Here is a 12,183-nt window from a genome sequence, read left to right as displayed (position 1 = left end):
TTCGTCGGTGTTCCCGCACACGCTCTGTTACGCTTAACGCGCGAAACGTCATGCGGCTTCATCGTCTAAGCCAAGTTCTTTCAATTTTCTGTAAAGGGTCGACCGACCGATGCCGAGATGACGGGAGATGGCCGACATGCGGCCCTGGTAGTGAGCGAGCGCGAACCGGATCGCCCGGGCCTCCAGATCGGCGAGGGTCACCATCTCGCCCGCATCGTTGATGAGCGACAGGGCATGGGGGTCGCGTCTTGCAACGTGCTCGCTCTCGGGAGCAGGAGCAGGCCTCGTCGACGAGGATGCGCGTAATACGGGAACCGGCGGGATGTCGATGCGTATTCCTCGCAGATGGGATGCAACCTGCGGGAATTCCGTCGACGTGAGAAACGGCCCTTCGGCCATGATCACGGCGCGGTAGAGCGCGTTTTCCAGTTGCCGCAGGTTTCCGGGCCAATCGTAACGAGCGAGCAAGGCTGCCGCATCGGCTGACAGGCCCCTGATTTTCTTGCCCTCGTCGGCAGCGAAACGGCCGATGAAAAGCTGGGCCCACTCAGGGATGGCATCACGCTGTGCCCTCAACGGGCGAAGGGTGATGGGCAGGGCTTGGAGCCGATAGAAGAGATCTTCCCGAAAACGGCCTTCCCGCACCGAGCCGGCAAGATCGGAGCCCGATGCGATGATTCGCACATCGGGCCGACGGTGGGCGCGCCCTGCATCCTGACGGTAAAGGCAATCCAGCAGGTCATTCTGCCCTTCACCGCCCAAACATTCGACATCCTGAATGAACAGCGTGCCGCCAATGGCCTCCTTGAGAAGACCCGAAACGCCTGTGGGTCTCTCGCTCTGGACGGGCGCCTCCCCGGCAGGCAGGCGCAGGAAGGGGCGCTCCTTCCGCTCGCCGCAATCGTGGATCGCACGGGCCAGCGCCCGTGCGCCGCTTCCCGGTTCGCCCTCGATCAGAACCGGCAGGGCAGACCGGGCGGCTCGATCCGCCAGCCTTGCAATCCTTTCCCGCTCCGAACATCCATCGAGGCGTGCCGCATCCCCACGAAGGGCGCGGATCTCGTCTGCGAGGAGTTGGGACAGGGGCATGAAGGCTTAAGGAGTATCCGAGAATCGTTCGGGCGATGCTGGTCGAGAAGGGTAAACCGGCTCTTAACGGAGGGCGGGAGCGGAATTAATCCCTCCGCCGATATGGGTTGATCCGGAGCGCGCGGCGGCCAATATGTGTGCAGAACCATTCCGTTAGACCGATCCCAATCAGGCTATCGTCCGTGACCCTTCAGAAAGCTTCCCCCTTGCACCATCCATCCTCTGCCGCCGCGCAGGCCGAACTTGGGCCGCTGCCCGAATGGAACCTGTCCCATCTCTATCCCGGCATGGACAGCGAGGAATTCAAGCGGGATCTCGCGAAGGCCGAAACCGAGTGCAAAGCGTTTGCCGAAGCCTTCCGTGGCAAGCTCGACGAGATGGCGCGAGGCGAGAAGGCGTCCGTGCGACTGGACGAGGTGGTGAAGCGATACGAGGCGCTCGAAGACCTTCTCGGCCGCCTCATGTCCTATGCGGGCCTCGTCTATTCCGGCGACACCACCGACCCGGTCCGCGCGAAGTTCTACGGCGACACGCAGGAGCGCCTGACCGCCGCCTCGACCGAGCTGCTCTTCTTCGGTCTCGAACTCAATCGCATCGACGACGAGGTTCTCGACAGGGCCAAGAGCGAGGAGCCGCTCGCTCACTACAAGCCGTGGATCGAGGATCTGCGCAAGGACAAGCCCTACCAGCTCGAGGACAAGATCGAGCAGCTCTTCCACGAAAAGTCGGTCACCGGCCGCTCGGCCTGGAACCGCCTGTTCGACGAGACCATCGCGTCCTTGCGTTTCACGGTGCGCGGTGAGGAGCTGCCCATCGAGCCGACCCTGAACAAGCTGCAGGATCCGGACGAAAGCGTGCGCAAGGACGCCTCGGACGCCCTGGCCAAGACCTTCAAGGCCAATCTTCGCACCTTCACCCTCATCACCAACACGCTCGCCAAGGACAAGGAGATCTCCGACCGCTGGCGCGGCTTCGAGGATGTGGCCGATTCCCGTCACCTCGCGAACCGAGTCGAGCGTGAGGTCGTGGAGGCAATGGTCTCCGCCGTGCGCGAGGCCTATCCGCGCCTGTCGCACTGCTATTATGCCCTGAAGGCCAAGTGGTTCAACAAGGACAAGCTCGATCATTGGGACCGCAACGCGCCCCTGCCCAAGATCGAGCAGCGCACCATTGCCTGGAACGAGGCGAAAGACACGGTTCTCTCGGCGTATTCAGCCTTCTCGCCGCGCATGGCCGACATCGCGCAGCGCTTTTTCGACGAGGACTGGATCGATGCGCCGACCCGTCCCGGCAAGGCGCCCGGTGCCTTCGCCCATCCGACGGTGCCCTCGGCCCACCCTTACGTGCTCCTGAACTATCAGGGCAAGCCGCGGGACGTGATGACGCTGGCTCATGAGCTGGGACATGGCGTGCATCAGGTCATGGCCGGCCCCAACGGCGCGCTCATGGCGCCCACGCCCCTGACGCTGGCCGAGACGGCATCCGTCTTCGGCGAGATGCTCACCTTCCGCCGCCTCCTCGACCAGACCACCAATCCGGTCCAGCGCAAGGCGATGCTGGCGGCGAAAGTCGAGGACATGATCAACACGGTGGTGCGCCAGATCGCGTTCTATTCCTTCGAGCGCAAGGTGCATCTGGAGCGCCGCAACGGCGAGCTCACGGCGGACAAATTGTGCGAGCTCTGGATGTCGGTTCAGGACGAGAGCCTCGGGACGGCGATCCGCTTGGGTCCCGGCTACGAGAGCTTCTGGACCTACATCCCCCACTTCATCCATTCGCCGTTCTACGTCTACGCCTATGCCTTCGGCGATTGCCTCGTTAACTCGCTCTACGGCGTCTATGAACGCTCCAACGAAGGCTTCGTGGACCGCTATTTCGCGCTCCTCTCGGCAGGCGGCACCAAGCACTACTCGGAGCTTCTCGCGCCCTTCGGTCTCGATGCCAGCGACCCATCCTTCTGGCAGATCGGGCTGTCCATGATCGAGCGCCTGATCGGCGAGCTGGAGGCGATGGAGAAAGAAACGGCGTGAACATCCTGCCCTGAGCGACTGGTTATCCCGCCGCCCAGGGCAGCCGGACCGTCAAGAACGACATAACGATCGCCGTGTTGGGGCCAGACCTGGAGGTCGACCATGGCAGTTCGTATCGGGAGTCAGGCTGCAGACAGGCTGAGCGGCACCGGCGCGGCGGATGAGATCTACGGCTACGATCCCGACGCCAGAATCCCGCCCACGATGGCGGCCAGCATCATCGTGTCCGGCCTGGAAAATCCCCTGTACCTGACGTCGGCGCCGGGTAATCCAAGGCACCTCTTCATCCTCGAGAAGCGCGGGCTGGTGAAGGTCTATGACACCGCCACGGGCCAGACCCTCGGCACCTCTTTTCTCAACGTGTCCACCCAGGTCGCGACCGATGGGGAGCAGGGCCTTCTCGGCCTTGCCTTCGCGCCCGATTTTGCCACGAGCCGGACGTTTTATGTCTATCTCAGCACGACAGCCGGCGATGTGGAGATCCGCGAATACAAGACGCTGGCGTCCAACCCCCTCGTTGCAGATGCCGGCAGCATGCGGCTCATCGACCGGATCGATTACCCGTCGTCCACCAATCATCGCGGCGGGTGGATCGGCTTCGGCCCTGACGGCTATCTCTATGTGGCGACCGGCGATGGCGCAAACGGAGCCAATTCGCAAAGCCTCGGCAACCAACTGGGCAAGATCCTGCGGCTCGACGTGAGGTCCGATGCCTTCCCAGCGGATGCCACCAGGAACTACGCCCTGCCGGTGGATAATCCAGCATCCATCGATGGTCTCGCAGGCAGTGCGGTGGGAACGGGAATTTATGCGGCCGGCCTGCGCAACCCATGGCGCGTGAGCTTCGACCGTCTGACCGGCGAGATGTATATCGGCGATGTCGGCCAGAGCACCTACGAAGAGATCAATTTCGGAAGGGCTGGCGCCAATTACGGCTGGAGTGCCACCGAGGGACCGTTCAATCCCGGAGCGTTCCCGAACTATACGAACCCGATCCATTTTTATGATCGCAGTCTCGGTCAGGCGGTCACGGGAGGCTATGTCTATCGCGGCCCGGAGCAGGATTTTCAGGGAACGTATTTCTTCTCCGATTTCGCCAGCAGCGGGATCTGGTCCCTGCAACGCGCCGCCGGCTCGTGGTCGTTCCAGGATCTGACGGGACAGGTCGCAGTGGGAGGTGGCCCGATCAGTTCCGTTTCATCCATGGGGGAGGATGGATCCGGAAACCTCTATATCGTCGATTACGGCGGCAAGGTGTTCCGTCTGGACCTCAAGTCCGGCAGCGGTCCCGATCTCAGGGATGATGCCGCGGACGTTCTGAGGGGCGGCGGCGGCAATGATCGCATCTATGGCGGTGGCGGCAACGACTCGCTCTCTGGCGGCAGCGGCAATGATCATCTCCGGGGCGGGCCGGGGGCAGATCTCCTGTCGGGCGGCAGCGGCTTCGATTATGCTGATTACCGCGATTCCCCGGGGCGTGTGGTCATCGACCTCCTGAAAAGGACGCAGGCTGGCAGCGATGCCTCCGGCGACCGTTTCTCCAGCATCGAGGGCGTGTGGGGCAGTGCGTTCGACGATGTGCTGAAAGGCTCTACGGGCCACAAGACGCTTCGCGGCGGAGCCGGCAACGATAGCCTCTCCGGCAATGCGGGCGATGACAGGCTCTATGGCGATGCCGGTCGGGACACCATCCTCGGCAGCACTGGGAAGGACTGGCTGTCCGGCGGATCCGAGGCCGATGTGTTCCGCTGGCCATCCATCGGTGCTGTCGGGTCCGCTCCGAGCCGCGCGGACGTCGTGCGTGACTTCAGCCATAGCGCCCAGGATCATCTGGATCTGTCGAGGATCGATGCCAACGCGCTGCGCGCTGGAAATCAGGCCTTCGCGTTCATCGGCAAAGGGGAGTTCACGGCAGCCGGCCAGGTTCGGTATGAGGCTGCAGGCTCCGAGGCACGGGTCTTCCTGAATACGGATGCCGACCATGATGCGGAGGGCATCATCCGTCTTGCCGGGATCCGCAGCCTGAAATCCGGCGATTTCCTGCTTTAACAAGGCCGGTATAGACGAAGCTATCGGCTCTTCGGGACAGGCTCGCCCTCGGCCGCGTGAGGGCTCCCGCGGGGTCGAATAACATTCGTGACATGCGACTGTTAGCAGGCACGGGGCGGGATCATAGAATGTGGCCATGACACACCGAAGCATCACGGACGAGGAGCTTGCCGCGCTCGTCCAGCGCACAGAGGAGGCCACGTCGGCGTTCATGGGCGGGGACATGCATCGCTATCTGGCATTGACGCCCCATGCTCGCGGCTTCGTGCTGATGAACCCTTTCGGCGGAGAGCCTACGCGCTACGACGACAGAAGCGAGAGCTTGTTGAAGGTCGCTGACTACTTCGAAGCCGGCGAGGCAACGTTGGAAGTGGCGGAAACGTATGCATCAGGCGACCTCGTGGTTCTCGTGATGATCGAGCGCCAGCATGGCGAGGTGGGTGGTCTGCCGGATCAGGAGTGGTCGCTGCGCGTCACCCAGGTCTATCGCCGTGAAGGATCCGAATGGCAGCTGGTGCATCGGCATGCTGATCCGCTCGTCCATCGCATCAGCCTGGAGCAGGCAGCAACGCTTGCCTGCAGCTGATCCACTGCTGCGCTTGCCTATGCTGCGATCTTGGTCGAATCCGCCCACACGGCCTAGCGCTTGGCGCAGCACGTCATATCTTAAGCTCTCCAGTTCAGAGCAAGAGATTCCACGTCATGGCCGATTCCGACCGCGAAGCGAACCGCTTCTCCGCGCGCGCCGCCCGCTATGCGCGCGTGGGCGCTAACATGGGTGGGGTCGCGGCCCGCATGGCCGGTTCCCGGCTGTTCGGGGGCGATGCCCGCGACGCATCCAATGCGGCGGTGCTGGCGCAGGCGCTTGGCGGGCTCAAGGGGCCGATAATGAAGGTGGCGCAGCTGCTGGCCACCATCCCCGACCTCATTCCGCCGGAATATGCCGCCGAGCTGCAGAAGCTCCAGAGTGAGGCCCCGCCCATGGGGGCCGCCTTCGTGAAAAGGCGCATGCAGGCGGAGCTGGGGCCGCAATGGCAGAGCCGCTTCGGCTCCTTCGATCTCAACCCCGCCGCGGCCGCGTCGCTCGGCCAGGTCCATCGGGCAACCACGAAGGACGGCGAGAGGATCGCCTGCAAGCTGCAGTATCCGGATATGCAATCCGCCGTGGAGGCGGATCTGAGCCAGCTCGAGCTCGTCTTCGCTCTCCACCGCCGCATGGATCCCGCCATCGATACCCGCGAGATCGCCAAGGAGATCGGCGAGCGGGTGCGCGAGGAGCTCGATTACGAGCGCGAGGCCAAGCACGCGGCGCTCTATGCCCAGACACTCGCGGATGTGGAGGAGGTCCGCGTCCCACGGGTTCACCCTGAGCTCTCCACCCGACGGCTTCTGTCGCTCGAATGGCTGGAGGGGGAGAAGATCCTGCAATTCACCGAGGCCCCGGTCGAGATCCGCAACCGGCTGGCGGTCGCCATGTTCAAGGCCTGGTGGCACCCTTTCAGCCATGCGGCCGTCATCCACGGCGACCCGCATCTCGGCAATTACACGGTGTTCTCCGAGGGTGGGGAGGCGACGGGGATCAATCTCCTCGATTACGGCTGCATCCGCATCTTCCACCCGCGCTTCGTCGGCGGCGTGGTCGATCTTTATCGCGGCCTCCAGACCGACGACCGGGCCCGCGTCGTCCATGCCTACGAGACCTGGGGCTTCAAGAGCCTCTCGAACGAGCTGATCGACATCCTCAACATCTGGGCCCGCTTCATCTACGCCCCGCTCCTCGACGATCGGGTCCGTACCGTGGCCGACGGGGTGAAGCCCGGCGAATACGGCCGCCGCCAAGCCTTCGAGGTCCACAAGGCTCTGAAGGAGAAGGGGCCCGTCACTGTCCCGCGCGAGTTCGTGTTCATGGACCGGGCGGCAGTCGGCTTGGGCGCGGTCTTCCTGCACTTGAAGGCCGAGCTGAACTACCATCGGCTGTTCGAGAACGAGATCGAGCGCTTTTCCCTGGAGAACTTGGAGCAGAAACAGAAAGAAGTCTTGGCTGCTTCCGGTTTACCAAATCCTGTGTAATGAGGTTGCATCTTTCTCGTTCCGGCCCTAGAGGCTTACGGAGCGTCAGGGGCAGCCGATGAAGATAGCTTTCGTTCACCAGAATTTTCCGGGCCAATTCCTGCGCCTGGCCCGGACCTTCGTTGCCGAGGGGCATGAGGTCGTGGGCCTCGGGATGGTCAAGCAATGCTCCGTTCCGGGCGTGAAGTATTTTTCCTACAATGCCGTCCCGGGTCCGGAGGATGCGCCCTATCAGAACCGCTATTCTCCCGTCATCCCGCGCCTGCGCCGCGCCTACGGCGTTGCCTATAGAGCCCGCGAGCTTGCCAGCCAGGGCTTCGAGCCGGATGTGGTGGTCGTGAATACCGGCTGGGGCGAGAACCTGTTTCTCAAGGATATCTGGCCCAAGGCGCGTCACGTGGCCTATTTCGAGTATTATTATCACGCCAAGGGGCAGGATCTCGATTTCGATCCCGAGTTCCCGGTCACCAACGAGGAGGTGATCTGGCGCCTGCGCCTGAAGAATTCCATGCAGCTCGGCGCCCTCGACGCCGCCGATGCCGCTGTGGCGCCGACCCGCTACCAGCGGGACACGTTCCCGGCCTATCTGCGCGACCGCCTCGCCGTCATCCATGACGGCATCGACACCGATAAGCTCCGGCCCGACCCGAATGGCAGGATCCAGCTCGGCGAGAGCGGGCCGCAGCTCAGCCGCGAGACGCCCGTCGTCACCTATGTGACCCGCAACATCGAGCCGATGCGCGGCGCGCATATCGTCTTCAAGAGCCTGCCCTATCTGCTCGACATCGACCCCGAGCTTCGCGTCGTCATCATCGGCGGCAAGGGCACGAGCTATTCCGGCTCCGCGCCGAACGGCCAGTCCTGGTTCGACGTTTTCAAGTCGAGGATCGAGCGCCCGGTCGATTGGTCCCGTGTCCATTTCGTCGGAAACCTGCCTTACGACCAGTTCGTGAAGGTCCTGCAGGTCTCCTCGGCCCATGTCTACATGACCTATCCCTTCGTGCTGTCCTGGTCGTCCATCGAGGCCATGGCGCTCGAATGCCGGATCGTGGCCTCGGACACCGATCCGGTGCGCGAGGTCATTCAAGACGGAGTCAACGGACGCCTTTTCCCCTTCTTCGACGAGAAGGCGCTGGCGGAGCGGGTGCGCGAGACGCTGGCCGAGAGGGACAAGTCCGCCGCCATGGCCGCGGAGGCTCGCCGGATCGCGGTTGCGAAATATGATTACGAGACCGTCTGCCTGCCCCAGTGGCGCGAGTTTCTCGGGATCAAATGACCGCAAGAAGCATTCATAAAGTTTTCATTTGGAGCCATTCGAAAGATTGCGGCTCCTCACCGCTTGCGTTAAACGCAGCAGTTAACAAGTGACGCTGAACAGGGCTTAGACACATGGCCGATACAAAACATGCGCCGCACGGGGGCTACAGTCCGGATATGGACAGCCGCGCTCATGAGGCGACCTATCACGGATTTGTCCAGTTCGCCGAAATCGCGACCGCCGTCATCATCTGCCACGTGCTGGCGCTGGCCGTTGGCGGCATCAAGCATGCCTGGCTGACGGCGATTTTCGGCGTGATCCTCTCGCTCGTCGCGGGCGGCATCGGCGCGATGGCACCCTCCGTCGGGGTGCGGGCTCCGGCAGCCGTCGGCGTCCTCCTCCTGCTGGCGCTCATCTTCTACTGAGCAGCGGGTGGCCTTTGATAGAAGCGAGATAAGAGCTTGATCTCAAGCCATTGACCACATCGCAGGGGGACAAATATGCGGATTGCCGTTCTCTCCGAAACCGATGGAGCGGAGACACGCGTTTCCGCCACCCCTGAGACCGTCAAGAAATACAAAACCCTCGGCGCGGACGTGGTCGTCCAGGCCGGGGCGGGCGCCAAGGCCGGTTTTCCCGATGCCGAGCTCGAGGCTGCAGGCGCTTCGATCGCCAAGACGGCTAAGGAAGCCCTGAAGGATGCCGATGTCATCCTCAGGGTCCGCCGCCCGGCGCAAGGCGAATTGTCCGGCGCCAAGCCCGGCGCGCTTGTCATCGCCATCATGGACCCCTACGGCCAGGAAGCGGCCCTCAAGGCCCTGGCCGATGCGCAGGTCGCCGCCTTCGCCATGGAGCTGATGCCCCGCATCACCCGGGCGCAGGTCATGGACGTGCTTTCCTCACAGGCCAATCTCGCCGGCTACCGCGCCGTCATCGACGCCACCGCCGAATACGGCCGCGCGCTGCCGATGATGATGACCGCTGCCGGCACGGTGCCCGCCGCCCGCATCTTCGTCATGGGCGCCGGCGTCGCCGGTCTCCAGGCCATCGCCACCGCCCGCCGCCTCGGCGCCGTGGTGACCGCCACGGACGTGCGCCCCGCCGCCAAGGAGCAGGTGGAGAGCCTGGGCGCCAAGTTCGTCGCGGTGGAGGACGAGGAGTTCAAGCAGGCCGAGACGGCCGGTGGCTACGCCAAGGAGATGTCGGAGGCCTACAAGGCCAAGCAGGCCGATCTCGTCGCCGCCCACATCGCCAAGCAGGACATCGTCATCACCACGGCCCTGATCCCCGGCCGGCCGGCGCCGAAGCTCGTGTCCCGCGCCATGGTCGAATCCATGAAGCCGGGCTCGGTCATCGTCGATCTGGCGGTGGAGCGCGGCGGTAACTGCGAGGTGGCGGTGCCCGGCCAGGTGGTGGAGCATAACGGCGTGAAGATCGTGGGCCACCTCAACGTGCCCGGGCGCCTCGCCGCCACGGCCTCCAGCCTCTACGCGAAGAACCTCTACGCCTTCGTCGAGACGCTGGTGGACAAGGAAACCAAGGCGCTGGCCGTGAAATGGGACGACGAGCTGGTCAAGGCCACCTGCCTGACCCGTGACGGCGCCATCGTCCACACCGCCTTCCAGCCGACCGCTTAAACCGTCCAGGGGAGGACATCATGGCATCGCTTACGCCCGAACAGGCCGTCGAGCAGGCCCGAGCGGCGGCAGAGGCCGCCCGACGCTCGGCCGAGGCGGCCCAGACCATTGCCGACCAGGTCGCCGACGCGGCAGGAGCCGCCGCCGCCGCCGTCACCCATGGAGCCGTCGATCCGACGGTGTTCCGCCTCGCCATCTTCGTGCTGGCGGTCTTCGTCGGCTATTACGTGGTCTGGCAGGTCACGCCGGCGCTGCACACGCCGCTCATGTCGGTCACCAACGCCATCTCGTCGGTGATCGTGGTCGGCGCGCTGCTGGCGGTGGGCGTCGACGTGGCGCCCGGCCTCGGCGAAGGCCCGATTTGGGCCCGGGCGCTCGGCTTCATCGGCCTCGTCCTGGCAGCCATCAACATCTTCGGCGGCTTCCTGGTGACCCAGCGCATGCTCGCCATGTACCGCAAGAAGGGGTGAGGCGATGTCGGTCAATCTAGCCTCGATCCTCTACCTCGTCTCGGGCGTCCTGTTCATCCTGGCCCTCCGGGGCCTGTCGCACCCCACCACCTCCCGGCAGGGCAATCTCTACGGCATGGTGGGCATGGGGATCGCCATCCTCACCACCCTGTTCGTGTCTCCGCCGAGCGGCTTCGGCGGCTGGGCGCTGGTGATCCTCGGCCTCGCCATCGGCGGCGGCATCGGCGCGGTCGTCGCCAAGCGGGTGCCGATGACGGCGATGCCGCAGCTCGTGGCCGCCTTCCACTCGCTGGTCGGTCTCGCGGCGGTGCTGGTAGCTGCAGGCGCCCTCTACGCGCCGCGGGCCTTCGGCATCGGCTCGGTCGGCACCATCCACGGCGGTTCGCTGTTCGAAATGGCGCTCGGCGTCGCCATCGGGGCCGTCACCTTCACCGGCTCCGTGATCGCGTTCCTGAAGCTCGACGGGCGCATGTCCGGCAAGCCGATCCTGCTGCCGAGCCGTCACCTGATCAATATCGGCCTCGGCCTCCTGCTGCTGCTCCTGCTCGTCACCTTCATCCGCACCGAGAGCCATGCAGCCTTCTGGCTCATCGTGCTGGTCTCCTTCGTGCTGGGCGTGACGCTCATCATCCCCATCGGCGGTGCGGACATGCCGGTGGTGGTGTCGATGCTCAACTCCTATTCCGGTTGGGCGGCGGCGGGCATCGGCTTCACGCTCGGCAACCTCGCGCTCATCATCACCGGCGCGCTGGTCGGCTCCTCGGGCGCGATCCTGTCCTACATCATGTGCAAGGGCATGAACCGGTCCTTCATCTCCGTGATTCTCGGCGGCTTCGGCGGCGAGACGGCGGTTGCCGCCGGCGGTGCGGTCGAGACCCGGCCCGTCAGGCAGGGCTCGGCGGACGATGCCGCCTTCATCATGAAGAACGCTTCCAAGGTCATCATCGTGCCGGGCTACGGCATGGCGGTCGCGCAGGCGCAGCATGCGCTGCGCGAGATGGGGGACGAGCTGAAGGCCGAAGGCGTCGAGGTCAAATACGCGATCCATCCGGTGGCCGGCCGCATGCCCGGCCATATGAACGTGCTGCTCGCGGAGGCCAACGTGCCTTACGACGAGGTGTTCGAGCTCGAGGACATCAACGGCGAGTTCGCCCAGGCCGACGTCGCCTTCGTCATCGGTGCCAACGACGTGACGAATCCGGCGGCGAAGACCGATCCATCCTCGCCGATCTTCGGCATGCCGATCCTTGACGTGGAGCGCGCCAAGACCGTGCTGTTCATCAAGCGCGGCATGGGTTCCGGCTATGCGGGCGTCGAGAACGAGCTGTTCTTCCGCGACAACACCATGATGCTCTTCGGCGATGCCAAGAAGGTGGTCGACGAGATTTTGAAGAATCTCTGATCCGAGGATCAGTAAGCGATGCGATGCCCGGCCAGTGCCGGGCATTTTTTTCTAGGACGGCAAAGCCGGCTGTCTGGTAGAGTGTGGTGGTGGGGGTCTTCTGTGCCTGTGAGGAGGTGCGGGATGACCAGACTCTCAGGGCGCGAGCCGCCGGAGCGCGAGCGGGTGCTGCGTCCCG

Annotated in this window: 10 protein-coding genes; 9 read left to right on the top strand and 1 reads right to left on the bottom strand. The window is 64.2% G+C overall.

The features are described 5' to 3' along the window. Positions 1-48 precede the first annotated feature (48 nt). On the bottom strand, positions 49-1,089 hold the full coding sequence (locus FS320_RS16255; protein ID WP_152712894.1) for a sigma 54-interacting transcriptional regulator: 1,041 nt from the start codon (positions 1,087-1,089) through the stop codon (positions 49-51). A gap of 182 nt (positions 1,090-1,271) precedes the next feature. Between FS320_RS16255 and FS320_RS16250 the strand changes: the two genes are divergently transcribed. The 9 genes from FS320_RS16250 to FS320_RS16210 all read left to right on the top strand — a co-directional run bounded on the left by FS320_RS16250 (position 1,272) and on the right by FS320_RS16210 (position 12,005). After that, positions 1,272-3,119, top strand: coding sequence for a M3 family oligoendopeptidase (locus FS320_RS16250; protein WP_162003065.1), 1,848 nt, complete (start codon positions 1,272-1,274; stop codon positions 3,117-3,119). Between the two features lie 102 nt (positions 3,120-3,221). Beyond that, entirely contained in the window at positions 3,222-5,168 is a 1,947-nt protein-coding gene (locus FS320_RS49775) for a PQQ-dependent sugar dehydrogenase (protein ID WP_152712893.1), read from the top strand. 136 nt (positions 5,169-5,304) lie between these two features. Continuing rightward, positions 5,305-5,754 (top strand): YybH family protein, encoded by a 450-nt coding sequence (locus FS320_RS16240; protein WP_152712892.1) that lies wholly within the window; start codon positions 5,305-5,307, stop codon positions 5,752-5,754. Between the two features lie 116 nt (positions 5,755-5,870). Next, positions 5,871-7,238 carry an ABC1 kinase family protein gene (locus tag FS320_RS16235; RefSeq protein WP_152712891.1) on the top strand — a complete coding sequence of 456 codons (1,368 nt, stop codon included), beginning with the start codon at positions 5,871-5,873 and terminating at the stop codon, positions 7,236-7,238. 58 nt (positions 7,239-7,296) lie between these two features. After that, complete coding sequence (locus tag FS320_RS16230) at positions 7,297-8,514, top strand: glycosyltransferase (protein WP_152712890.1); 1,218 nt, start codon at positions 7,297-7,299, stop codon at positions 8,512-8,514. Positions 8,515-8,627: 113 nt separating this feature from the next. Beyond that, positions 8,628-8,921: an aa3-type cytochrome c oxidase subunit IV gene (locus FS320_RS16225; RefSeq protein WP_152712889.1), complete on the top strand. Its 294-nt coding sequence runs from the start codon at positions 8,628-8,630 to the stop codon at positions 8,919-8,921. A gap of 75 nt (positions 8,922-8,996) precedes the next feature. Continuing rightward, positions 8,997-10,133 (top strand): Re/Si-specific NAD(P)(+) transhydrogenase subunit alpha, encoded by a 1,137-nt coding sequence (locus tag FS320_RS16220; protein WP_152712888.1) that lies wholly within the window; start codon positions 8,997-8,999, stop codon positions 10,131-10,133. A 20-nt stretch (positions 10,134-10,153) separates the two neighbouring features. After that, entirely contained in the window at positions 10,154-10,603 is a 450-nt protein-coding gene (locus tag FS320_RS16215) for a proton-translocating transhydrogenase family protein (protein ID WP_152712887.1), read from the top strand. 4 nt (positions 10,604-10,607) lie between these two features. After that, positions 10,608-12,005 (top strand): NAD(P)(+) transhydrogenase (Re/Si-specific) subunit beta, encoded by a 1,398-nt coding sequence (locus tag FS320_RS16210; RefSeq protein ID WP_152712886.1) that lies wholly within the window; start codon positions 10,608-10,610, stop codon positions 12,003-12,005. Positions 12,006-12,183: the final 178 nt, after the last annotated feature.

The organism is Microvirga tunisiensis (assembly GCF_009296175.1).
GTDB classification, from domain to species: domain Bacteria; phylum Pseudomonadota; class Alphaproteobacteria; order Rhizobiales; family Beijerinckiaceae; genus Microvirga; species Microvirga tunisiensis.
This window is presented reverse-complemented; position numbering and strand designations above follow the sequence as displayed.

Excerpts from the sequence above, each read along its gene's own strand:
- FS320_RS16255 (WP_152712894.1), bottom strand. The coding sequence starts at position 1,089 with ATGCCCCTGTCCCAACTCCTCGCAGACGAGATCCGCGCCCTTCGTGGG.
- FS320_RS49775 (WP_152712893.1), top strand. The coding sequence starts at position 3,222 with ATGGCAGTTCGTATCGGGAGTCAGGCTGCAGACAGGCTGAGCGGCACC.
- FS320_RS16240 (WP_152712892.1), top strand. The coding sequence starts at position 5,305 with ATGACACACCGAAGCATCACGGACGAGGAGCTTGCCGCGCTCGTCCAG.
- FS320_RS16235 (WP_152712891.1), top strand. The coding sequence starts at position 5,871 with ATGGCCGATTCCGACCGCGAAGCGAACCGCTTCTCCGCGCGCGCCGCC.
- FS320_RS16230 (WP_152712890.1), top strand. The coding sequence starts at position 7,297 with ATGAAGATAGCTTTCGTTCACCAGAATTTTCCGGGCCAATTCCTGCGC.
- FS320_RS16225 (WP_152712889.1), top strand. The coding sequence starts at position 8,628 with ATGGCCGATACAAAACATGCGCCGCACGGGGGCTACAGTCCGGATATG.
- FS320_RS16220 (WP_152712888.1), top strand. The coding sequence starts at position 8,997 with ATGCGGATTGCCGTTCTCTCCGAAACCGATGGAGCGGAGACACGCGTT.
- FS320_RS16215 (WP_152712887.1), top strand. The coding sequence starts at position 10,154 with ATGGCATCGCTTACGCCCGAACAGGCCGTCGAGCAGGCCCGAGCGGCG.
- FS320_RS16210 (WP_152712886.1), top strand. The coding sequence starts at position 10,608 with ATGTCGGTCAATCTAGCCTCGATCCTCTACCTCGTCTCGGGCGTCCTG.